Origin of the sequence: Herbaspirillum sp. RTI4 (genome assembly GCF_034313965.1) — a bacterium.
Taxonomy (GTDB): domain Bacteria; phylum Pseudomonadota; class Gammaproteobacteria; order Burkholderiales; family Burkholderiaceae_D; genus Herbaspirillum.
Window position 1 is genome coordinate 2,697,923 of sequence record NZ_JAVIWQ010000002.1, and the last position, 23,907, is coordinate 2,721,829.

Consider the following 23,907-nt stretch of genomic DNA (forward strand, 5'->3'; position numbering starts at 1 on the left):
GGCGGTGCAAGTGTGGAACGCTTAAACAAGACAGCGCAGGACAACAACGCGATCTTTTGCGCAAGTCCTGAGCAATCAAACCAGCCGACCTGCACCGATCGTGATGGTATGCGCGCAACGTGCCGCGGTGGACGTATCGTGGGTGACCAGTACCAACGTAGAGCCATGCTCCCAGTTCAGGTCGAACATGAGTCGGATCACCGCTTCACCGGTCGCCGCATCGAGGCTGCCAGTCGGTTCATCCGCCAGCAGCAAGGGCGCTTCCGTGACAAAAGCCCGCGCCAGCGCCACCCGCTGCTGTTCCCCGCCAGACAAATATTTAGGGTAATGCTTCAGGCGGTCAGATAGTCCTACCCGCGCCAGCATGTCCTGCGCCTTTTGCTTGGCTGCGCCATCTCCATTCAACTCCAGCGGCAGCATCACATTTTCCAGCGCGGTCAGATGTCCAAGCAATTGAAACGATTGGAATACGAAACCCAGTTGTCGCTTGCGCAGCACTGCCCGCGCATCTTCATTGAGTTTGAAAATATCAACGCCGTCAATCTTGACGCTGCCGCTGGTAGGCGTATCCAGACCGGCCAGCAAACCCAGCAAGGTGGATTTTCCAGAGCCGGAAGCACCGACGATCGCCAAAGTAGTGCCGCGCTCCACGCTAAAACTGACGCCCTGTAAAATGGTCAGTTCAGAAGCGCCGGCATCGTTCACTTTTTTTACCAGATTCACCACTTCGATGGCCGGAACGCTTGCTTCAGATAATGCAGAAAATTCAGAGGATTCAGACATGCGTAATAGTCAACTAAGTAGGTTGGAGAAGGTAGCAAACAGAATGCCGACATGGCGGCGCGCAGCGACGGGTCTGGTACTGGGATGTTTACTGGGCATGAGCGCAGTAGCGGCCCATTCTGCACCAAAAACCGTGCTTGTGCTTGGCGACAGCCTTTCCGCCGAATATGGTCTGGCCCGGGGTACCGGCTGGGTCAATCTGTTGCAGCAGCGCTTGAAGGCGCAAAAAAATGACGCCGTCGTCGTCAATGCCAGCATCAGCGGCGACACCACCAGCGGCGGCAAGTCCAGACTACCGGCATTGCTGGCAGCGCAGCGTCCGGCTATTGTGATCATTGAGCTTGGTGCGAACGATGCCCTGCGTGGCTTGCAGCTGAGCGACACGAAAACCAATCTGCTCGCACTGGTCGGCATGGCGCAGAAAGCCCATGCCAGAGTACTTTTGGTGGGTATGCAGATCCCGCCTAATTACGGCCCCGCTTACACCCGTCAATTTACTGCGGTGTTTCCAGCGGTAGCCAGTCAGACTAAATCCGCGCTGGCACCGTTTTTATTAGAAGGCATTGCCGACAAACCGGAGCTGTTTCAGGCAGATCGCCTCCACCCGCTGGCACAAGCGCATCCGGCCATGCTCAACAATGTATGGCCGTCCTTGCTACCACTGCTTAACGCGTCTCGACTTCACCAGTCTTGAGCGCGGTCTTCAACAGTTTTACTTTGGCCTTTTCCTTCAGCACCTGGATATAGGCCAGCATTTCCTGCTGCGCCAGGACGTTGGAAACCTCTTGCTGCTCGGCCTGACGGCGTGCAGCGTCAGGCGCAGTGGCCTGTTCGACTTTGCTGATGCGATAAAGTTTGTAGCTGCCGCTCGCGCCGCTGACACCCACATAGGCAGGCAACTTACTGACGTCAGCCTTCATCACGGCTAACAGGGATGGTTCATCCCAACCCTCTGCCTTCACGCGTGACACATTCTTGACGGCGCCGAAACCGCTGGCGTCATCTTGCTTTTTCAGTGCCGCCAGCTTGTCTTCTCCGGCCTTGACCGCCAGCGCAACTTCCTGCTCCCGCAAGACTTTTTCCTGTACCTGCGCACGGACTTCATCGAGACTACGGCGGGCGACTGGCTTATAGCTGACGATGCGTCCGGCAATCAGGGTATTGGCAGCGACTTCGATGGCTTCGGTGTTGTGCTTGCTCTTGATCGCATCATCCGTGAACAAAGCCGTCAGAAACTTGGAATTGTTATAAGGAGCCGCACCGGCAGAGGGATTAGGCAGGCGCGTGAGCTTGTCGGCAGTATGCAAAGTCAGCTTCAGCTTATCGGCGGCAGGTTGCAGACTGTCGCCCTGTTCGTAGACGGTATTGGTGAAAATTTCTGCCAGTTCCGTATATTTTTTCGACGCCAGTTGTTGCTTGATCGTCGCGGCAATTTCGCTTTTCACTTCTGCCAGCGGCTTGACTGACTCCGGTTTGATACCCGTCAGTTCAATGATGTGATAACCGAATTCGGAAGCAACCGGATCACTGATTTGCCCTTCTTTAAGCACACTGACGGCATCGTCGAAAGCCTTGACCATCATGCCCTTGCCAAAATAACCCAGATCGCCGCCCTGCACTGCCGAACCGGGATCTTGCGAGTTGGCTTTGGCCAGTGCCGCGAAGTCAGACGGCTTCTTGCGCAATTGCGCGACCAGCGAATCGGCCTTTGCCTTGGCGGCAGACTTGTCCGCAGCCGAAGCACCACTCTTGACCGTAATCAGGATATGGCTGGCGCGACGCTGTTCCGGGGTCGAATACTGCTTGGCATTTTGATCGTAGTAAGACTGCACATCGGCATCCGAGACCGACACTTGCGCTGCCACGGCGGCACTGTCGAGCACCAGATACTGAATGCTGGCTTGTTCCGGCAAATCGAACTGCTTGCCATTTTTTTCGTAGTAAGCCTTCAGCAAATCGTCATTGATCGTGACTTGGGAGCGAAAATCCGCCGCCTGTAAAGTCAACTCCTGAACGCTGCGTTCCTGCTCATTCAGATCAGACAAGCGCGCTGCCACGGTCTTCGGCGCAAATGTGCTGGCCTGAATCGCCGTATTGAGTTGTTGCAAACTCATGTCTTGCCGCAGGCGCGACTCATACATGGCCGGGGTCATACCCTGAGCGCCCAGCAACATCTTGTATTGCTCATTGTCGAAACTGCCGTCCGGCTTGACCAGCCCCGGAATGCCCAGGATGTTTTGCTGCAAGGTCTGGTCCGACACTGCCAGCCTGGCGCGTACCGCTTCGGCGGACAAGGCGCGTTGTCCGATCAGATTATCCAGCACGGCCCGTTTGGCTTCCGGCGTATCGAACATCTTGGCGTCGAACTGCTCACCGAACATATGCCGCAGACGATCAAGCTGCTGACGCTGCGCCGAATTCCATTCTTCCTGGGTAATAGTCTGTCCATCGACCTTCGCTACGGCATTGGCATCATCCGACATGCGGCTATAACCGCTCAGACCGACGAAAGCAAAAGAGGGAACAATCAACAGCAGCAACAAAAATTGCATCAGGCGCTGGTGGGAACGGATAAATTCAAACATGGTCAGCCAATCAAAACGGGTTGCGACGATAACAGTGTGAAAATCTGGGGCGAATCTGGGTATCAATCTGAATATGAATCTGCGCGCAAACTGCCAACAAAAAAGGCGAACATCCGTTCGCCTTTCAGATAAGTCGGCGCTTTGCCGCTCCGGCAAGCACCTCAGGTACTACCCGAGATCCTGGCCACGACATCCGCTCGCCATTATACACAGCCATGCAGGATGGCCGGGGCATAGCGACGCTCTATGGCGATTTGAGCCAACTTGAATTTTGAGACAAGGAATACGGAGCCGGCAACTCGCCCGGAATCACTCGCACCTAATCACTTGCACCTAATCACTCGTACTGAATCACTCATAGCGGCGCGCATCGTCAATGACCTTGCCATCATTGGGCAAACTGCCTCGCGCCACCAGCAAGACCTCGCCACGCAACTTGGTCAGATCGCGGATGCTATTCTCGATCGCCGACTTTATTTCAGTCACTTGCGTCTCCTGCGACGACAGCACATCGCTTTCGCAGTGCAATGTCATACGGTCATCGGCCAGCTCGCCGGACACCACCAGCCGCGCCTTGCCCACTTGCGGATGACGCCGCAGCACTTCCGCGATTTGCGCCGGGTGGACGAACATGCCACGCACTTTGGTCGTCTGATCAGCGCGACCCATCCAGCCCTTGATGCGCGTATTGGTACGACCGCAAGGCGACACCCCTTCCAGCACGGCCGACAAATCACCGGTCGCAAAACGAATCAGTGGATAGTCGGGATTAAACGAAGTCACCAGCACTTCGCCGACCTCGCCCGGCGCTACCGGCTGCCCGGTTCCGGGGCGCACGATTTCCAGAATCACTTGCTCATCCAGCACCATGCCCGGATTAACGCGCCCCTCAAACAGGGTTTCATAGGCAATATTACCTACATCCGCAGAGGCATACAGTTGCAGCACCTGCGCCACGCCATGTTCCTGCAACCAGAGCCGCAAGGACGGCGGCAATGCTTCACCGCTGACCAGCGCCCTTTGCAAGCTGCTGATATCCGCCCCGAGCTGAGCGGCTTTTTCGATAATCAATTTGAGGAAGGACGGCGTGCCGACATAGGCATCCGGTCGCAGTGCCGCGATAGCCTGCACCTGCAACTCAGTCTGCCCGACACCCGCCGGAATCACGGCGCAACCGAGTTTGGCGGCAGCGCCTTCGACCATGAACGCAGCCGGCGTGAAATGGTAGGAAAAGCAATTGAGGACAATATCTCCGGCTCCCAGCCCCAGCGCCGTCATCGGCGCAGAAAAACGCCACCAGTCCTCACCCCAGCCCTCGGGATCGAAAATCGGCCCGGGTGAAACGTAGAGACGACGCAACTGCCGGTGCGGCGTTGCATTCAACCCGCCGAACGGCGCTTGCTGCTGCTGCAACTGATGCAATTCCGACTTGCGGGTCACCGGCAATTGCGCCAGCGCCGCGCGGCTGTGGATATCGGCGGCAGGCACGCCTTGCAGTATCCGGCTCCAGCCGGGCGCAGTTTGCGCTGCGGCAATCAGAGCAGGCAATTGCGCCATCAGCGCCTGTTCGCGTTGCTGCGGATCGCGTGTTTGTTGCGGATTGAAAATGTCGGCCATGGCGGATTCGCGATGAAGGGGTAAAAAAACGGGAAAAACAGCAGAACTCAGGCCAGCCAGCGTTTTCTGCGTCGGTAAAATTTCATGTCGCGGAAATTCTTGCGCCCAGCGGACGACACGCCCAGATAAAACTCTTTGACGTCTTCATTACTGGCCAGATCGGCCGCCGCCCCTTCCATCACTACGCGGCCGTTTTCCAGGATGTAACCGAAATCGGCATAACGCAGCGCCACCATGGTGTTTTGCTCCGCCAGCAGGAACGAGACCTGCTCCTTGCTATTCAAGTCCTTAACGATTTCAAAGATTTCTTCAACGATCTGCGGTGCCAGACCCATCGACGGCTCGTCCAGCAAAATCATGGAGGGCTTGGCCATCATGGCGCGTCCGATGGCGGTCATCTGCTGCTCGCCGCCGGAGGTATAGCCGGCCTGCGACTTGCGCCGGATTTTGAGACGCGGGAAGTAGTCGTAAATCTTTTCCAGATCCTGACGAATCTGCGCCGCGCTCACCTGCCGCGTATAAGCGCCGGTCAGCAAATTTTCTTCGATGGTGAGATGGCCGAAACAATGGCGGCCTTCCATCACCTGAATCACGCCGCGTTTGACCAGATCGTTCGGCGTCAGCCGGTCAACCCGTTCGCCCAGATATTCGATGCTGCCTTTGGTAACGTCGCCCCGTTCCGCGCTCAGCAAATTTGAAATCGCTTTCAGGGTCGTGCTTTTTCCTGCGCCGTTCGCGCCCAGCAAGGCGACGATTTTCCCTGCCGGCACTTGCAGCGATACGCCCTTCAACACCAGAATGACATGGTCGTAAATGACTTCAATGTTATTGATGCTCAATGCATTGCTCATGGTAATTCCCGGTTCGCCCATCAACACTACCGGCGACGGCACTGCGCCCTCGCCGGCCACCACATTTACTCTCGCTTACTTCAGGCAGGCAGGCGTCATGCCCTTTTCTTTCGCATATTTCGCGGCGGATGCCTTGAACAGCGGATGGATCAGGTTCTTGTTGCCTTCAATCCAGTCGGACACCAGCACCCATTTAGTACCGTCCCATTGCTGAATTTTGACCTTGCCTGAGCCTTCATGGTTTTCACAGGAGGTCTTGATTTCCGGCAGCAAACCAGTCGCGCCGACTTGTTGCAGGCGGGCATTGGTAATGTTCAGATTTTCCAGACCCCAACGCACCTGTTCGCCGCTCATGACCTTGCCTTTGCCATACTTGGCTTGCGCAGTGCGGATCGCCTCGACCGTCGCCAGCGCCGCAGAAACGCCACGGTTATACAGACTGGAACCGACCTTGGCCTTGTCCTGCATATTGCCTTTGCCCGTGGTGTAGAGCACTTTCAGGATGTCGGTGATGACCGGCACGGAAGTCCCGGAAACACTCCAGGTCGCGCTCATGTAACCCTTGGCGGCATCGCCGGCCGGAACCGTGTCCTCTTCCGAACCCGCCCACCAGGAACCGATGATCTTGTCGCGTGCATAGCCGACTTTTTGCGCTGCCTTCAAGGCAGTCTGATTCATCACGCCCCAACCCCAGAAGATCACGTAATCGGGATTTTCCTGGCGAATGCGTAACCACTGCGCACCCTGCTCGTTGCCGGGATGGGCCACCGGAATTTCCACCACCTTGAATTTACCAAGTGCGGCTTCCGCTTCAATCGCCACAATCGGCTCCTTGCCATAGGCAGAATCGTGATACAGGTAAGCGATTTTCTTGCCGGCCAGCGAACCGCCGTTTTTATTCGCCAGGAATTTCACGATGGCGGAAATTTGCATCTGGTAGGTCGTCACCAGCGGGAACGCATAAGGAAAGACCGAGCCATCCACCGCATCGGTACGGCCATAGCCCATCATCAACAGCGGCACCTTGTCTTCGACCGATTTGTCGATCAGCGCGTAAGAAATCCCGGTGGCCATGGTGTTGATCGCCGTACCGTGGGTAATATTGTTTTTACCTTTCAAGCGTTCATAGCACTCCACGCCCTTGGCATTGTTGTATTCGGTCTCGCACTCTTCCCAGGACAGCTTGACGCCATTGACGCCGCCTTCCTTGATGTTGAGGTAATTCAGATAATCGACATAGCCGCCGTAATACGACTGACCGTTAGTACCGTAAGGCCCGACCCGATAACTGGGAATGGCAATGAATTGCTCGCTGGTCTGCGCCGCCGCAGGCAATGCGGAAACCAGTAATACCGCCGCGGTGGCGGCAGCGAGCATCAGTTGTTGTGTTGTTTTCATTTTTTGTCTCCATCCTTCACTAACATTAAGTGGATTACTGCAAAGTGCCGATTACTCATTACCTGTTACAAACTCAGTGCGGGAAAGGCCACAGCCGCAGCTTTTCCTTGGTGATCTGCCACAAGCGCGCCAAACCATGTGGTTCCACGATCAGGAAGAAAATGATCAGCCCGCCGAAAATCATCAATTGAATATGCGATACCGAGGCGTTGGTGAACGGCAGATGCAGCAGCGCAGCCAGCGGCGGCAAAACCTGATCCAGAAAAATTGGCAACAGCAAAATAAAGGCCGAGCCAAGGAAGGAGCCGAGAATGCTGCCGACGCCGCCGATGATGACCATGAACAGAATACGGAACGACAAATCCAGCGAAAAACCATCCGGCTCGACCGAACCCAGATAGCAAAACGCATACAGCGCACCGGCCACACCGCAATAAAACGAGCTGACCGCAAATGCCAGCAGTTTGGTTTTCATCAGAGGAATGCCGATCACCTCGGCGGCCACGTCCATGTCGCGCACCGCCATCCAAGCCCGGCCGGTGGACGAGCGCGCCATGTTCTTGGCCAGCCATGCCATCACGCACACGATTCCCAGCACGAATACATATTTTTTGACTGGCGAATTAATCGCGATACCGAAGAAATCCATTTTCGGTGTGCTGATGACGCCCGACGAACTATCGTTGGAAAACCAGGCAAATTTGGTCAATACCCACACCACGAAGAACTGCGCCGCCAGCGTCGCCACCGCCAGATAAAAGCCCTTGATCCGCAGCGATGGCAAACCGAACAACACACCGACTGCCGCCGCACAACAACCCGCCAGAATGAAACTCAGCACCAGAGGTATCCCTTCGATGCGCAACTGGAAGTTGTACGCCGCATACGCGCCTACAGCCATGAACGCTGCCGAGCCCAGCGACAACTGACCCGCATATCCAGTGAGGACATTCAAACCCATCGCCGCCAGCGCAAACACCAGGAAGGGAATCAGAATCGCAGAGAACCAGTATTCGCTGCCGGTCAGCGGCACCACGATGAAGGCCACTGCCAGCAATAAGGCCATGCCGATACGATCTTGCCGGATCGGGAAAATCTGGCTGTCGGCCCCATACGATGTCTTGAACTGCCCTGCTTCGCGATACAGCATGTGTGTCTCCGTGAATGAATTCTCTGCGTCCGGTTGACCCGGATCGTTGTGCTTACGCTGGGGTGAGGCTGGGTTGAGACTGGGTTGAGGCTGGGGTGGCGTTGACGAACGCTGCCTCAGACCCGATCAATGTGTCGCTCGCCGAACAAGCCCTCTGGCCGCACCAGCAAAAACAGCAGCGCGAACACATAAGGAAACCAGCCCTCAATACCGCCGAAGTTGCCGCCGAACAGGTCTTGCAGCACCGGCGGAATATAAATCTCGGCCAGTTTTTCCGACGCGCCAATAATCAGACCACCGACAATCGCACCGGGAATCGAGGTAAAGCCCCCCAGTATCAATACCGGCAAAGCCTTCAGCGCCGTCATGGTCAGAGCAAACTGCACCCCGTTGCGCGAGCCCCACAACAATCCCGCTACCAGCGCGACAAATCCGGCGACACCCCACACCACGGCCCAGATATGTTGCAAGGGAATGCCGAGCGACAAAGCCGCCTGATGATCGTCGGCCACGGCGCGCAAAGCGCGTCCGACCTTGGTTTTCTGGAAGAACAAGGCCAGCAGCAACACCAGCGCCGCCACCATGCCGGAGGCGAACAAATCGAATTTGGAGATGCCGATACCAATGCCGTCCATGATGGCGGCAATCGGCTCATCCACGATGCCCAGATTGATAGCGCGCACTTCGCCGCCAAACAGCAGAGGCCCCAAGCCTTCCAGGAAAAATGAGAGTCCGATAGTCGCCATGAACAAGGTAATGGCCGGCTGATTGACCAGCTTGCGCAAAACGAAGCGTTCGGTCGCCAATCCCAGTATCAGCATAATCACAAATGCGCCGATGATGGCGGCCCACATTGGCAGACCCTGATCCATCAGTCCGACCACTGCCAGCGCAGCGAAATACACCATCGCGCCCTGTGCGAAATTGAATACGCCGGATGCCTTGTAAATCAGGACGAAACCCAGCGCCACCAGCGAATACATCAGCCCGGACAACAAACCGCTGATCGCCACTTCAAAAAAGAATTGCATACTGGTCTCCGTGACGCTTTGAGAAAATGTAGCGGCGCGTACGTGGCCCCGCTATCGAACAAATTAACTTCGGAATTTTTTAATGGGAAGTACCGAGATAAGCCTTGATCACTTCCGGGTTTTGCATCACTTCCTCGGGCGTGCCATCGCCAATCTTTTTGCCGTAATCCAGCACCACGACCCGATCCGAAATATCCATCACCACGCCCATGTCATGCTCGATCAGGACGATGGTGGTGCCGAACTGCTGATTGACGTCCAGCACGAAGCGGCACATGTCCTGTTTTTCTTCCACATTCATGCCGGCCATGGGCTCGTCCAGCAGCAGCACCGAAGGTTCGGCCGCCAGCGCCCGCGCCAGCTCCACCCGTTTTTGTAAACCGTAAGGCAAGCGGCCGACCGGAGTTTTACGGATGTGTTGGATTTCCAGAAAGTCGATCACTTCCTCGACTTTGCGCCGATGTTCGAATTCTTCGTTGCGCGCCCGGCCCCACCAGAGGGCATTGGCCAGCACACCGCTGCGCATCTTGGTATTGCGCCCGGTCATGATGTTGTCGAGTACGGTCATGCCTTTGAACAAGGCGATATTTTGAAAGGTACGCGCAATGCCCTGTCGCGCAATCTGGCTTGGCCGCATGCCGCGCCGTTCCTGCCCGTGAAACAGGATGCGGCCTTGTTGCGGATGATAAATGCCGTTGATGACATTGATCATTGAGCTTTTCCCCGCGCCATTAGGCCCGATGATGGCGCGGATTTCATGCTCCCGCACATCGAAAGAAATATCGGTCAAAGCGTTGACGCCGCCAAACGAAAGGGAAATATTTTGCATGTCCAGGATGACTTCGCCGGTGCTGCGTCGGGCGTCTGGCGCGGCGACGTCCGGCTCGGCAGGGGCGACGGCTTCGCCGGCGGGAGGCAGCAGCTCCTCGTTCACATGTCGTTTCATAGTGGCATTCATATTGGCACTCATGCAGCGTTGGACAAATTGGCAAAAGTGCGTGCTTCGGAAATCCGCAGGGTGGCCGAAATCATGCCTTGCCGGCCATCTTCAAATTTCACTTGAGTCTCGATGTATTGCTCTGTTTTGTCGCTATGCAGAGCGTCGATGAGGACGGCGTATTTTTCAGCGATGAAACCACGGCGCACCTTGCGGGTGCGGGTCAGTTCATCGTCGTCGGGATCGAGTTCCTTGTGCAGAATCAGAAAACGGTGGATTTGCGAATCGGCCAGCAAGGGGTCGCGCGCCAGATCGGCATTGACCTTTTCCATACACTCGCAGACCAGCGCATACACGCTCTGATGCGCCGCCAGATCGGTGTAACCGCTATACGCCAGACCGCGCCGCTCGGCCCAGTTGCCAACGGCATCCAGATCGATATTGATGAAGGCGGTGCAGCGTTCCCGGTTATTGCCGAAAGCCACTGCCTCCTTGATGAAGGGGAAAAATTTCAATTTGTTTTCGATGTACTTGGGCGCAAACATCGCGCCACCAGCCATCTTGCCGACATCCTTGGCGCGGTCGATGATTTTGAGATGCCCTTCGCTATCGAAGAAGCCAGCGTCGCCGGTGTGGAAATAACCCTCCTGATCGATTGCTTCGGCGGTGGCATCGGGCCGTTTGAAATAGCCCTGCATCAGACCGGGAGAACGCACCAGCACTTCGCCGCTGGCGTCGATGCGCACTTCGACGCCCTGCATAGGACGGCCAACGCTGTCGAGTTTGACGTCGCCGGAAGGCTGCATGCAGACTGTGACGCAGGTTTCTGTCATGCCGTAGAGCTGCTTGAGATTGATGCCGAGTGAACGGTAGAAGTCGAACAGATCGGGGCCGATCGCTTCGCCGCCGGTGTAAGCCACGCGCAGACGCGACATGCCCAGTACATTTTTCAGCGGCCCGTAAATCAATAACTCACCGATCGCATACAGGATGCGGTCAGTAAAGGGGACGCCCGGTTTGCGGTCAAGAATGGCAATGCCGCTGCGTCGCGCAATCCGCATGCAGGTGTGAAACAGATGACGCTTGATCCAGCCGGCGTCTTCGATGCGGATCATCACTTGCGTCAGAATATTTTCGTAGATGCGCGGCGGCGCGAAATAATAAGTCGGGCCGATTTCGCGCAGATCGCTGGTGACGGTATTGGGCGACTCCGGGCAGTTCAGGCAAAACCCGGCGATGTGCGCTTGGGTAAAGGAGTACAAAAAATCGCCGACCCAGGCCAGTGGCAAGTAGCACAGCACATCGTCGCGTTCATTCAAGTGATCGAAAGCGACCAGTGTTTTCCCGGTGGCAATCATGGCCGCGTGGGTATGGCAAACGCCCTTGGGCTTGCCGGTAGTGCCGGAGGTGTAGAGAATGACGGCAATTTCGTCAGGATGACCGGCGGCAATTTCCCGCTCGAAAAAGCCCGGATGATCGTGGTCGTAGACGCGGCCCAGCTCCTGGATGGCGGCAAACGACTGCAATGCGGGCTGGTCGTAATTGCGCATGCCGCGTTCGTCGTCGTAAATGATGTGCGCGATGCGCGGCAGATTTTCGCGGATTTCAAATACCTTGTCGACCTGCTCCTGATCTTCGGCAATCACGAACTCGACTTCGGCATCGGCCAGCACATAGGCCATATCCGCTGCCGGAGCGTCCTGATACAAAGGCACCGGCGTGCCACCCAGACATTGCGCGGCCGACATGGCCCAATACAGTCGCGGGCAATTGTTGCCGATGATGGCCAGATGCATGCCGCGCTGAAATCCCAGCGCCGCCAGACCGCAGGCAAACGCACGGACTTCCGCCACCACTTGTTCCCAGCTGGTGGTTTGCCAGATGCCCAGATTTTTTTCGCGAAACGCCGGCCGCTGCGGCCGCGTTTGTCCATGCAACAGAAGCAGACGTGGCAATGTCTCCGCTTCTGGACGTCGTGTTGTCTCCACCATCGTCCCCACCTTTTATTTTATGGACCCAGTCTGGGCCGACTTACTTACGTTCCACTTACGCTTCTGCGTCGTGGCCGTCTGCTTTTATGGGATGATAGTAGTCGGTGGCGCTCCCTCGGGTTGTCATTTGACGGACAATTGCCCGACCTTTCGATATTGCGACGCATCATATGACCTTAGCTACCGACTTCACTTCCTCCCCCGCCCCTGATATTGCGCAGATGCTGGCCAAAACCTTATGGGCTCCTGCACTTGACGCCGCGCAACTTGCCCGCGTGCAAGGTGAGGTCGTCACGCGCCTGATTCCTTCCGGGCATTTTGTCTGTCGCAAAGGCGATGCGGTGACGCACTGGATAGGCGTGCATGAAGGCCTGCTGAAAATGAGCAGCGTGTCGCCGGAAGGAAAGCCGGTGTCTTTCGCTGGTATGGCGACCGGCGGTTGGTTGGGAGAAGGTTCGCTGCTCAAGGATGAGCCGCGCAAATACGATGTGGTGGCGCTGCGCGACAGTCAGTTGCTGTTCATGCCGAAGGCGACTTATTTGTGGCTGCTGGAAACCAGTATCGGCTTCAACCGCTTCATGGTGACGCAGCTCAACGAACGCCTGGGCATGTTCATTTCATTAGTCGAATACGACCGCATGCTGGAACCGGACGCCCGCGTGGCGCGTTGCCTGGCAGCACTGTTCAATCCGCATCTCAATCCCGGTATAGGACTGGAATTGCAGGTGTCGCAGGAAGAAATCGGCAATCTGTCCGGCGCTTCACGCCAGCGGGCCAATCAGGCGTTGCAGGTACTGGAACGCGCCGGTTTGCTGCGCGTCGATTACGGCAGCATCACGATTCTGGATCTGGAAGGATTGCGCCAGTTTCACTCATAAATTAGTCTTGAGCGGCGGCACAGGTTCTTCTTCGGGGATAGGCTCCGGCACCAGCTCCGGCGGCTCCTCCAGCGGCACGGGGGCATCGGGCAAGACAGGCGGCGCAGGCGGCATCAGCGGCGACTGCGGCGAGTCCTGAGGGGTGTGGAATAGATCGTTCATGACGTGGCTTTCATGGCGACAAACGATTGCCGGCGCTACAGCGACAACCCCCGGTTCCAGCACGCTGCACCGGGACCGGAAAGAATCGCTCAGACCGGATTCTGATGCGGAATCGGCAATTCCTGCTGGGCGGGTTCCAGCGGCGGGGTTTCGATGGGAGGCATTTCTTCGGGACGGTGCATACGACAACTCCTCAGTGAAAATCCTTACTCATCGATTTGCCGATACCGGACAACACGTCGATATCGGCAAGGGTTTAATGCGGAGACTGATCCTGCAAGCGCGTGATGGCATAGCCTTTTTGCTGAATCTGGATAATCAGATCGGCAGGGCTCAAGGTATATTTAGGCCGTTTGGCATCGGTGATATCGACCTTCTTTTCAACCGGTACCCAATCCGTGCTCGTCACTTCCTGCGGCAATGGTTTTTCTTCCGGCACGGCCAGGTAAGAATATAAGTTGCCACTTTCTGCACGCTTGTAAATATCCACTCTCATCATTTTTCCCCCTAAAAGGATTAACCAACAAATCGCCCTCATTACTGGCTGTCGCTACCCAGTGTACAGAGCAAAGGGCCGCAATAGCAAAAAGCCTATTGTCTGCCCACAACAATGTACGACATTGGCAGTAAGTACATAAGGGGCTATCGACTACAAGTCATGTAGGAATGCGGGAAGTCCCCTCTCAGTCCTGCCGCTTGAGCGTGGTCGTTACGATGTGTTGCGCCTGCTCAAAAATTTTGTCGAGATGCGCCTGATCGCGGAAACTTTCAGCGTAAATCTTATAAATATTTTCCGTGCCGGAAGGCCGGGCAGCGAACCAGCCGTTGGCCGTTTCTATTTTCAAACCGCCGAACGGCACCTGATTGGCCGGTGCGGTCGTCAGAATGCGTTCTATCTTTTCGCCTGCCAGCTCGGTCGAATCCACATCTTGCGGCGACAATTTCGACAGAATTTTCTTTTGCGCCGGCGTCGCTGGCGCATCCACCCGACCATTAAAAGGCGTGCCGAGTTGCTGCGTCAGTTCCAGATAGGTCTCGCCCGGATCGCGACCGGTGCGCGCCGTCATTTCTGCCGACAGCAACGCCGCCGTGATGCCGTCCTTATCGGTACTCCATGCCTGTCCGTCCTTACGCAGGAAACACGCGCCAGCACTTTCTTCGCCGCCGAATCCCAGGCTGCCATCGTGCAGACCATCGACAAACCATTTAAACCCGACCGGCGTTTCCACCAGCGGCCGGCCCAGCCGGGCGGCAACACGATCAATCAGCTGGCTGCTGACCAGTGTCTTGCCGATACCGGCATCGGAGCGCCAGTCAGGCCGATGACGAAACAGATAGTCGATCGCCACCGCCAGATAATTATTCGACGGCAGCAAGCCGCTGCTCTTGGCCACAATGCCATGACGATCATGGTCGGCGTCGCACGCAAAAGACACATCAAAACGCGACTTCATTCCGATCAGGCCCGACATGGCGTAAGGCGAAGACGGGTCCATGCGGATTTGCCCGTCCCAATCCTGCGGCACAAAGCGGAAAGTGGCATCCACCACCCGATTGACCACATCCAGATGCAGACGGTACTGATCCGCGATGCGCTCCCAATACGCCACGCCAGCGCCGCCGAGCGGATCCACGCCCAGCACAATGCCGGAAGAACGAATCACTTCCATGTCGATCACCGCTTCCAGATCATCGACATAGCGCCCCAGAAAATCGTAATGATGCGTCGTCGCGGCGCGCAGCGCGCCATCAAAGCTGATGCGGCGCACACCCGCCAGACGCTTTTCCAGATACTCATTGGCGCGCTGCTCTATCCAGCGCGTGACCACCGTATCGGCCGGGCCACCATTGGGCGAGTTGTATTTGTAACCGCCGTTGTCCGGCGGATTGTGCGAAGGGGTAATCACCACCCCGTCGGCCGCGCCGCTGGCACCCGGCGCGCGGCCACGGTTATGGCACAGGATGGCGTGCGACACCGCCGGTGTCGGCGTGTATTGCTTGCCCGCCGGAATCATGGTCGTCACCCCATTGGCCGCCAGCACTTCCATCGTGCTGGCAAATGCCGGCGTCGACAGCGCGTGCGTATCAATCCCCACAAACAAAGGCCCGTCGATATGCTGCTGCACGCGGTAATCGCAAAGCGCTTGCGTCATGGCCAGCACATGCCACTCATTGAAGCTGCGCTGCAGCGCCATGCCACGATGGCCGGACGTACCGAAAGCCACCTGTTGCGTAGGCTGATCCGGCTCTGGCTGCAAAGTGAAGTAAGCCGTGATCAGTTCAGAAATATCTACCAGCGCCGAAGGGTCTGCCAGTTTGCCTGCGTGTTCATGAATGCTGCTCATACCATGACGTCCATTTCAGAAAGAATAGGATAAAAAAAGGTATTATCCCTGAAGCCTGGAATAATCCTGCTGTGCAACCAAATTCAGAAACAATCCCCGCTTATCGGGAGAAAACTCCCGCTCATGAAAACCTTCCACTGCGACACTTGCGGCCAGCATGTCTTTTTTGAAAATGTAGTCTGCGAAAACTGCGGCAGCATGCTGGGCTACCAGCCCGATCTGATGCTGGTCAATGCCTACGAAGCCGCAATCGAAGCGGGAATCTGGCGCGGCATCAATCCTGCCAACGCCGGAAAAAAGTACAAGCAATGCAAAAACTACACCGAAATGCAGGTCTGCAACTGGATGCTGGACGCCGACTCACCCCATGAGCTGTGCGCCTCCTGCCAGCTCACGCAAATCATTCCGGAGCTCACCAATTCCAACAACCGGGTCTATTGGGAGCGACTGGAATCGGCCAAACGCCGCCTGCTCTACACGCTGGCCGAACTCAATCTGTTTCCGCCTTCCAAGGCCGACGACCCCGTGCGCGGCCTCGCTTTCGAATTCCTCGACAGCGTCCCCGGCGGCGAACCGGTACTGACCGGCCATGCCGACGGCCTCATTACGCTCAATATCGCCGAAGCCAATCCGGTCGTCCGCGAGCGCACCCGAGAGCAAATGCATGAACCCTACCGCACGCTGCTCGGCCACTTCCGGCATGAAAGCGGCCACTATTATTTCGACCGACTGATTGCCGGCACCCATTGGGAAGCCGGATTTCGCACCTTGTTCGGCGACGAACGGCTCGATTATCAGCAAGCGCTGGAAGCGCATTACGCCAACGGCCCGGCCGTCGACTGGAATCAGAACTTCATCAGCAGTTATGCCGGCTCCCATCCGTGGGAAGACTGGGCCGAGTCCTGGGCGCATTACCTGCACATGATCGATACGCTGGAAACCTCGCAAGCCTGCGGTTTATCCGCCACGCCGCAAAAAAATACCGAACCCCGGCTCGACCTCGCCGCCGCTGTCAACGCACCGCTGGTAGCCGATGTTGCTTTCGACAATCTGATAAAAAACTGGCTGGCGCTGACCTATGTCCTCAACAGCCTCAGCCGCAGCGTCGGCGTGGCCGACTCCTACCCCTTCATGCTGTCGCCGAAAGTGATTGAAAAACTGCGTTTCATCGACAGCATGCTGCAGGCGCAACGTCCGTAAGGATTGCTGAGATTCACGCAAGATCGAATCGCAGTAAATTGACCGGCAGCGTGGCAAAGACCTCGCTCAGAGGCAATCGATCCCCTCCCGCCATCGGTAATCCACTCTGAGTCAGTACGCTACGCCAGCTCCCTGCCCCGTGCAGTGCGGCTGGCAAGAGCAAAGCGCTGTTGCCCCACTGCGTCGGCGGAATCAGCGGCATGACGTCGTCGGCCGACATGGGTCCCTCCAGCACCAACCCAGCCGAAAAACGCGAAACCACCACCAGCGCCGCCGCCTCGCCCTGCCGTCGAATGAAGCCCAGCGCATGCCGCGCCATCGGCCCCACCACGGTCAGCGGCAGGTATTCTCCCTGCGCAAACAAGGACGGCATCTGCTGCCGATAAAGCAAGGCCGCCGCAATTAATTGCTGCTTGCAGAAACCCTCGCGCCAGCCGCGTAAAGTCATCACTTGCCCCTGTCGCTCCTGCAAGCTGCGCTGCCGCGCCGCAAAATCGACTGGCCGCCGGTTGTCGGGATCGACCAGACTGACATCCCACCACTCCGTACCCTGATATAAATCCGGTACACCCGGCGAACACAGTCGCAACAAGGTCTGAGACAAACTATTGAGCGCGCCCGCAGATGCAATTTCCTCCACGAAGGCACTCAGTCCGGCCAGAAATACATTCTCCGGATGCACTTCTAAAATCGCTTCCAGAAAATGTTGACAGGCCGCTTCATACGCCAGATCGGGCTGCATCCAGGACGATTGCTGCTTGGCTTCGCGCAAGGCTTTCTGCTGCCATTGCGCCACCCGCTCGCATAGTGCAGCAACCCCGGCGTGATCGCTGGCGTCCAGACCGATGGGCCATGCGCCGATCAAGGTCTGATACAGCATCATTTCATCGGTAGCGGAAATCCCGTCCACATCGCCAAAGGGACGCGTATGCACCGCATTCAACAGCCGCCAGCACTGCCATTGCGCATGCCAGCTCTCGGGAATCTGACTCAATACCGCCAGCCGCATGCGGGCATCTTCGCCGCGCTTGTGGTCATGCGTCGCGGTAGTCAGCATGGTCTGCGGCAGCCGCATCTGACGTTGGCTGGCCTGCGCATGGAAAGCCTCGACCGACAGCGCCAGTTGCGCCGGATCGGAGCCGACTTCATTGCGCGACAGCAAACGCCCATACCGATAAAACACCGTGTCTTCGGAAGACTTCGCTGCCAGCGGCGGTGTCAGTTGCTGAAAACGTGTCATCGCCCGCCAGCGCAAATCGGCGCTATGCTTGTCCTCGATATCGCTCGGTGCCGCCCCCCCAGCCATTGCTCCAGCAAGGCCAGCACCGGCTGATCCACCGGCAAAATGCGCGCAGCCGCCCGCTTGACTGCCGCGTCCATCACGCACTGATCGACCGCATCGCGGCCATGGACGTCCGCATAAGTGCGGTATAGCGGAAACGCCACCAGCAACTCGGTCAAGGTGCGATGAATCGCCATGAGCGAGGTATCCGCCGTCGCACCATCGGCCAGCGCCACAGCGTGCAGCGCCCGCACCAGTGCATTGAATTCACTGGCGAAATTGCTGCTCAGAAAACGACGTCGCACGTCCTCCACTCCAGTGGAACAAGACATCCCGCCACCGGTTTCCTGCCAGATCGCATTGAGTTCTGCCTCACCGGCGGCATCGTGCAGCAAAGCGCTGACCTGATCCATGAATTCGTAACCGGTCGTACCGTCAAGCTGCCAGCCGGGTCGCAACTCCTCCTCCGGCCCCAGAATTTTTTCCGCAATCAGATAAGGTGCGCGCAGCTCTGTGTGCGATTCTTTTGCACCTGCCGGTTGCGGCATCCGGGCGACAAGTTCCGCACGCAATTTCAGGCAATAGGCAGCAGGATCGGCCAGCCCGTCGATATGATCGATGCGCACGCCATCAATCCAGCCCGCCGCCACCAGCCGGAACAGAACCGCATGCATCGCCTCGAAAGCACCCTCCTCCTCGATACGCACGCCTGCCAGTTCGCTGACTTCGAAAAAACGTCGCCAGTTGATCTCATCCCCGGCATTGATCCAATGAGAAAGACAGTAATGTTGACGCGCCAGCAAATCCCGCAGCGCAGATGCTCCGTCAAGCAGCGCAGGAGAAAACGCGCTCAGGGCAGTTTCTATGGCGGCGAGTCCCGCTGGATTAGCGCTCAGCTCGCGCAATAAGGCGAAGGCACTGTCGGCCAGTACTTGCCGCTCTTCAATGCCGATACCCTCCACAATATCGAGCGACGCCAGCAAGGCCGGAGACAAGATCGACGACCCGGCCTGTTCGAGAACGTCGGCATAGTTATCGGGCGCGAGCGGAAAGCGTTGCTCGCCATAATCGAAAAAAAACTGTCCCAACCCGGCATCGAACACCAGCCGTATTTCTCCCGACTGCAAGACGTCCTCGTCACTGCGTCCCAGAAACGGCAGCAGCACCTTGCCGCGCAAGATGGTGTCGGGCGAATGCCAGTCGATATCGAACCAGCGCGCATAACGACTGGACGCGCCCCAGCGCAATACATCCTGCCACCACGGATTATGTCGTCCCACGCCCAGATGATTCGGCACGATATCGACAATCAGGCCCATGCCTCTGGCGTGCAGCCGCTCCACCAGTCGCTGCAAACCCGGCTCCCCGCCCAGCTCGGGATTGATGCAGCTCGGATCGACAATGTTGTAACCGTGCCGCGACCCCGGTTGCGCGCTCAGTATCGGCGACACATAAAAATGGCTGATACCCAGCGCGGCGAAATAATCGACCTGCGCGGCGGCATGGTCGAACGTGAATTCCTTATGCAATTGCAATCGTGCCGTCGCACGCAGCGTACTCATGCCGGGCTCTCTTTCCTGTAGTCCGACCCTGCATTCTGGGCGGAGGAAACACCGGAATGCCCCGACAGACTTTGCCGGACGCGCTGCACTGCCTTCAAGCGCGCCGCGCAAACGGAGCCTTGCAGCAAGCTCTCGACCTCGGGCAAGCGACGCCGCCAGTTGGGATGAACGCCCACGGTGCCGGGAAGATTCGGCTGCTCAGTCAAGCCGAGCAAATCTTCCAACGGCAACATCGCCAGCGGAGAAGCGCTACGCGCAACGAACACCAGCGCGGCATCTACCACGGCCGCGCTGTCTGCCGACGACAAAGGCGCATCGCCCGCTGCACAACCGGCCTGTACAAACGCCCTCCACAAACTGGCGCGTTCGGCGTCACGAACCTGACTGGCCTGCTCCAGACTCACACCCGGCTCCAGCAAATCCAGTGTGGCGCGCCACGCCAGATCCACCCCGCTCCACCAGCCGGCAACGGTGGGCAAATCGTGCGTAGTAGTGACGGCGATTGCCTGCGTCGACCATTGTTGCGGCGGCAAAAATACCTGCTGCGGTTTAGTCTGAAATTGGTGCTGAAAATTATGCTGAAGTTGATGCTGAAGTTGATGCTGAAACCACAGCACGCGCATACCGTACAAACCATCCTCGGCCAACTGATCGCCGAAACCGGCCGGCACCGTTCCCAGATCTTCACCAATCACAATCGCTTTATGCCGCCACGATTCCAGTGCAATCAGGCGCAGCAAATCACGCGCCGGATAGCGCTGATAAGCCCCGGCCGTGGCATCGCCGCCTTCCGGCACCAGCCACATCCGCGCCAGACCCAGCACATGATCGATACGCACCCCGCCGGCGTGGGCAAAACACACCCGCAGCATATCCAGATACGCCCGAAAGCCGGTTTGCTGCATGGCCCGCGCCGACTGCACGCCCAAGCCCCAGTTCTGGCCGCGGGTATTGAGCAGATCGGGCGGCGCGCCGACCGACAGGCCCTGAAGAATTTCCTCCTGATGCGCCCATGCCTGACTGCCGCCGTTATCCGCACCGATGGCCAGATCGGTAATGATGCCGACGCCCATGCCCACCGCCAGCGCATCTTGCTGCGCCTGCGACAAACCGCAGGCCGCTTGCCATTGCAAAAATTGGTGGAAGCGAATTTCATCCGCATGCGCCAGCCCGAAGGCCAGTGTCTCGGGCGAATCCGGCTGTCGATACACCTGCGGCCATACCCGCCAGTCACAAGGCAGATCAAGGTCTTCGGCGCGCAAATGCAGACTCAGCGCCTCGTACAAGGCGTGCGAGCGCAATGCCGCGCCACCGCGACGGCTGAATTCATCGAAGGCATCGAGTGCTTGCGCCGGTGCTTGCCGGCAGAATTTCTCATACAGACGACGCAGCAAAGCCAGCTTGTGCGGCGTTGCCCTGGCCCAGTCCAGCAAAGGTTCTTGTTCCAGTGCCGCGTGCAATGCGCACGCCTCCTCACCGGCTTCGGATAACACCTGCGCCAAGGCCGGCGCGCCCATCGCCGCAGCGGGATCGACATGCAAGGCATTGAGGAACAATCGACTCGACGGTCCATACGGACTGTAGCGGGAAGGATCGGCGGCGAACATCGCATGCACCGGCGAAATTGCCAGCGCCGTCGCGCCGTAGCCCGCGGCTTGCTTTACCAGCTTATCCAGCCCACCGAAGTGACCAATCCCGCCGTCGCCATGACTGCGCACTCCGTAGATCTGCGCCGACACGCCCCAATGGAAATCCCCCTGCGCCCCGGCCCGGATCGCATCCGCCACGCCGAAACAACGGCGCGGCGCGACCGCCAGCGTGAGTTCAAACAAATCCGTCTGCAAACGGTGATAACCGCATTCGTTGATGGCCGGCAGGTTAGCGACTTGTCCGGTGTCGTCCGCAAAACAACCATGCAGCAGCTGGCCCGAGGCCAGTTCCAGGCGGTAGTGCAGTCCGGCCAGTTGCGGTTTCGCGCCAAAACTGACCATCTCGCCCACGGTGGCGGTCATCAGTGGCGGCAAGGGACTGGCCGCCTCTTCTGCCGCCAGACGCCGCAAACTATCCTGACATTGCGCCTCGCTGCCGCAGGCCAGGCCCATCAGCGAAAGAATGGTGCGCAAGGATTCATCCGCAACTTGCTGCGGCTGATCGAAAGCGTCGATCCAGTCGCTATACAAACCGGCAGCCTGCGCCAGTCGCTGTAAATAGGGTTGTGGATTACGGCTCATTCCCTTCTCCCTTCGGCATCGGCTGCTTCCAGCAAAACCAGTATCGAATACGCCGGCAGATTGCCTTCGGCCAGCGCATCCAGTGTGCCGCCGCTGTCGAACAAGATCTCGGCTCCACGCAAACCAAGCAGATCGTCCAGCACTTGCGGCTGTGCTGCCGCCCCCAGATTGAGGGTGATGTTCAATACCGTACCGTCACCCAATCGCCAGCGAGCGTTGACTGCCGCGACTGCCAGCGCCTTGGCCGATAAGGACTTCGCATGCACCAGATGCGGCACGATGCGTGCCTTGCGGATTTCCAGCAAGCGCTGCGTCCAGCTGTGCCAGAGCGCATTTTCAGACGCATCGCTCGGTGTCCGATGGGGAATGGACGCCACGAAACTGGCCAGATTATTCACATCCGGCATGCGGTCGTTGACCGCCGTTGCGGCTAAATGCGGAAAGCGGGAAAACTCGCGGCGGCGACCCTCGCGCACCGCCTGCGCCAGCGCCTCATTGGCATGGTCGGTGAAATAGAAAAATGGCTGACGCGCTCCGAATTCCTCGCCCATGAACAACAGCGGAATCTGCGGCGACAGCAACAGCAAGGCTTGCGCCGCCCGTAATGCGGCCGGATGCGCCAGCGTTGTCAGTCGTTCGCCGCAAGGACGATTACCGATCTGGTCGTGGTTTTGCAAAAACAAGACGAAGGAGGTCGGCGGCAATTGCGCACTCGGTTCGCCGCGCGCCACGCCACCGCGATAGGCAGAGGGTTCGCCCTGATAGATAAATCCATCCCGCAAACAGCGCGCCAGTTTTTCAGCGGCATCCTCGGCAAAATCGCTGTAATAGCCGTCTTGCTCGCCGGTCAGCAGCACATGCAGCACATGATGGCCGTCATCGTTCCACTGCGCGTCGAAAGCGGTTTCATGCAACTTGCTGCGGTCGAGCAAATGCGCGGCATTGCCTTCATGTTCCAGCACCAGATGCAGATGCCGCGAGGCAGGAACCGACTCGTGCAGTCGGCGGCTCAAGCGCGGCAACCAGTCCTGCTCCCGGATCGCCTGCGCAGCGTCCAGTCGCAAACCGTCGAAACGATAATCGTGGACCCAGTGCAAGGCGGCCTGCATGAAAAAATTGCTGACTTCCGGTCGACTGAAATCGATGGTGTCGCCCCATTCGGTCGGCGCTTCCTGACTGAAAAAGGGCTTGGCATACAAAGAGAGATAGTTACCATCCGGCCCGAAATGGTTGAACACCACATCAAGGAAAACCATCATGCCCAGTCCATGCGCGGTGTCGATCAGGGCTTTCAATTCATCCGGCGTGCCGTAACTGGCGTGCGGCGCAAACGGCAACACGCCGTCGTAACCCCAGTTGCGCGAGCCGGGAAAATCCGCCACCGGCATCAGTTCCACCGCCGTAATGCCCAGCGCGGCCAGTTCCGGCAAGCGTTGACGCACACAGTCATAGCCGCCCATCGCGCCCACATGCAATTCATAAATGACCGTCTCATGCCAGGGAAGCCCCTGCCATTCAGGATGTTGCCAGACGTAGGCGCTGTCATCGACCACCACACTAGGGCCATGCACGTCATCGCGCTGCGCGCGCGAAGCAGGATCGGGCACCGTGACTTTCGTGCCATCGGTCAGGCTCAGAACGTAGCGATAGGCCGTCCCTGCACGGCAGACAGCTTCGACGGCAAACCAGCCGTCGGCATCGGGATCTTCCGGCATGGCGATATGCGCGCCGCCTTCGATATCGACCCAGGCAGCGCGTGCCAGCGGGGCCCAGAGGCGGAAATAGGTGCGATCGGGTGACAATAATTGCGCACCGAACGGTAAAGAATAAGAGAAATGCTGATTCATAATCTCCTCCTTGGGAGAGAGTGAGCCGTCGCCGCAAAAAATTAAATGCGGCTAGGG

19 protein-coding genes are annotated in these 23,907 nt (G+C 57.8%); 3 read left to right on the plus strand and 16 right to left on the minus strand.

The window, feature by feature from the left end:
• Positions 1 to 75: 75 nt before the first annotated feature.
• Positions 76 to 783: an ABC transporter ATP-binding protein gene (locus RGU70_RS12000; protein WP_322209631.1), complete on the minus strand. Its 708-nt coding sequence runs from the start codon at positions 781 to 783 to the stop codon at positions 76 to 78.
• Positions 784 to 826: 43 nt separating this feature from the next.
• On the opposite strand from RGU70_RS12000, the gene RGU70_RS12005 reads away from it, so the two are divergent.
• Positions 827 to 1,477, plus strand: coding sequence for an arylesterase (locus RGU70_RS12005; protein ID WP_322209632.1), 651 nt, complete (start codon positions 827 to 829; stop codon positions 1,475 to 1,477).
• Here RGU70_RS12005 and RGU70_RS12010 read toward each other — a convergent pair.
• The 8 genes from RGU70_RS12010 to RGU70_RS12045 all read right to left on the minus strand — a co-directional run bounded on the left by RGU70_RS12010 (position 1,449) and on the right by RGU70_RS12045 (position 12,343).
• Complete coding sequence (locus RGU70_RS12010; RefSeq protein WP_322209633.1) at positions 1,449 to 3,368, minus strand: SurA N-terminal domain-containing protein; 1,920 nt, start codon at positions 3,366 to 3,368, stop codon at positions 1,449 to 1,451. The two genes, RGU70_RS12005 and RGU70_RS12010, sit on opposite strands and share 29 nt — an antisense overlap.
• A gap of 351 nt (positions 3,369 to 3,719) precedes the next feature.
• Positions 3,720 to 4,985: a phenylacetate--CoA ligase family protein gene (locus tag RGU70_RS12015; RefSeq protein WP_322209634.1), complete on the minus strand. Its 1,266-nt coding sequence runs from the start codon at positions 4,983 to 4,985 to the stop codon at positions 3,720 to 3,722.
• A 47-nt stretch (positions 4,986 to 5,032) separates the two neighbouring features.
• Positions 5,033 to 5,836 (minus strand): ABC transporter ATP-binding protein, encoded by an 804-nt coding sequence (locus tag RGU70_RS12020; RefSeq protein WP_322210792.1) that lies wholly within the window; start codon positions 5,834 to 5,836, stop codon positions 5,033 to 5,035.
• A gap of 75 nt (positions 5,837 to 5,911) precedes the next feature.
• Positions 5,912 to 7,234 (minus strand): ABC transporter substrate-binding protein, encoded by a 1,323-nt coding sequence (locus tag RGU70_RS12025; protein ID WP_322209635.1) that lies wholly within the window; start codon positions 7,232 to 7,234, stop codon positions 5,912 to 5,914.
• A 73-nt stretch (positions 7,235 to 7,307) separates the two neighbouring features.
• Positions 7,308 to 8,384, minus strand: a complete 1,077-nt coding sequence (locus RGU70_RS12030) for a branched-chain amino acid ABC transporter permease (protein ID WP_322209636.1) — start codon at positions 8,382 to 8,384, stop codon at positions 7,308 to 7,310.
• A gap of 116 nt (positions 8,385 to 8,500) precedes the next feature.
• Positions 8,501 to 9,415 (minus strand): branched-chain amino acid ABC transporter permease, encoded by a 915-nt coding sequence (locus tag RGU70_RS12035; protein ID WP_322209637.1) that lies wholly within the window; start codon positions 9,413 to 9,415, stop codon positions 8,501 to 8,503.
• 79 nt (positions 9,416 to 9,494) lie between these two features.
• Positions 9,495 to 10,373, minus strand: coding sequence for an ABC transporter ATP-binding protein (locus tag RGU70_RS12040; RefSeq protein ID WP_322209638.1), 879 nt, complete (start codon positions 10,371 to 10,373; stop codon positions 9,495 to 9,497).
• A gap of 8 nt (positions 10,374 to 10,381) precedes the next feature.
• The gene (locus tag RGU70_RS12045; protein WP_322209639.1) at positions 10,382 to 12,343 is read right to left on the minus strand and encodes an AMP-dependent synthetase/ligase; all 1,962 of its coding nucleotides are present in this window, start codon (positions 12,341 to 12,343) and stop codon (positions 10,382 to 10,384) included.
• Between the two features lie 221 nt (positions 12,344 to 12,564).
• On the opposite strand from RGU70_RS12045, the gene RGU70_RS12050 reads away from it, so the two are divergent.
• On the plus strand, positions 12,565 to 13,221 hold the full coding sequence (locus RGU70_RS12050; RefSeq protein WP_322210793.1) for a Crp/Fnr family transcriptional regulator: 657 nt from the start codon (positions 12,565 to 12,567) through the stop codon (positions 13,219 to 13,221).
• Here the strand turns inward: RGU70_RS12050 and RGU70_RS12055 are convergent.
• The 3 genes from RGU70_RS12055 to pgm all read right to left on the minus strand — a co-directional run bounded on the left by RGU70_RS12055 (position 13,216) and on the right by pgm (position 15,728).
• The gene (locus tag RGU70_RS12055; protein ID WP_322209640.1) at positions 13,216 to 13,383 is read right to left on the minus strand and encodes a hypothetical protein; all 168 of its coding nucleotides are present in this window, start codon (positions 13,381 to 13,383) and stop codon (positions 13,216 to 13,218) included. The two genes, RGU70_RS12050 and RGU70_RS12055, sit on opposite strands and share 6 nt — an antisense overlap.
• Before the next feature lie 256 nt (positions 13,384 to 13,639).
• Positions 13,640 to 13,882: a DUF6139 family protein gene (locus RGU70_RS12060; protein ID WP_322209641.1), complete on the minus strand. Its 243-nt coding sequence runs from the start codon at positions 13,880 to 13,882 to the stop codon at positions 13,640 to 13,642.
• Positions 13,883 to 14,066: 184 nt separating this feature from the next.
• Positions 14,067 to 15,728 (minus strand): phosphoglucomutase (alpha-D-glucose-1,6-bisphosphate-dependent), encoded by a 1,662-nt coding sequence (gene pgm / locus RGU70_RS12065; RefSeq protein ID WP_322209642.1) that lies wholly within the window; start codon positions 15,726 to 15,728, stop codon positions 14,067 to 14,069.
• A 123-nt stretch (positions 15,729 to 15,851) separates the two neighbouring features.
• On the opposite strand from pgm, the gene RGU70_RS12070 reads away from it, so the two are divergent.
• Positions 15,852 to 16,928: a putative zinc-binding peptidase gene (locus RGU70_RS12070; protein ID WP_322209643.1), complete on the plus strand. Its 1,077-nt coding sequence runs from the start codon at positions 15,852 to 15,854 to the stop codon at positions 16,926 to 16,928.
• 13 nt (positions 16,929 to 16,941) lie between these two features.
• Here the strand turns inward: RGU70_RS12070 and RGU70_RS12075 are convergent, their stop codons facing one another.
• From RGU70_RS12075 to treZ, 4 genes are read right to left on the minus strand one after another with little or no spacing between them, the layout of a single operon-like run.
• Positions 16,942 to 18,168 carry a hypothetical protein gene (locus RGU70_RS12075; RefSeq protein WP_322209644.1) on the minus strand — a complete coding sequence of 409 codons (1,227 nt, stop codon included), beginning with the start codon at positions 18,166 to 18,168 and terminating at the stop codon, positions 16,942 to 16,944.
• Entirely contained in the window at positions 18,165 to 19,772 is a 1,608-nt protein-coding gene (treY, locus tag RGU70_RS12080) for a malto-oligosyltrehalose synthase (protein ID WP_322209645.1), read from the minus strand. The genes RGU70_RS12075 and treY overlap by 4 nt, the downstream gene beginning before the upstream one ends.
• Positions 19,769 to 22,003, minus strand: coding sequence for a 4-alpha-glucanotransferase (gene malQ, locus RGU70_RS12085; protein ID WP_322209646.1), 2,235 nt, complete (start codon positions 22,001 to 22,003; stop codon positions 19,769 to 19,771). The genes treY and malQ overlap by 4 nt, the downstream gene beginning before the upstream one ends.
• On the minus strand, positions 22,000 to 23,850 hold the full coding sequence (gene treZ, locus RGU70_RS12090) for a malto-oligosyltrehalose trehalohydrolase (protein WP_322209647.1): 1,851 nt from the start codon (positions 23,848 to 23,850) through the stop codon (positions 22,000 to 22,002). Before treZ ends, malQ begins: the two co-directional genes overlap by 4 nt.
• Between the last annotated feature and the right edge of the window lie 57 nt (positions 23,851 to 23,907).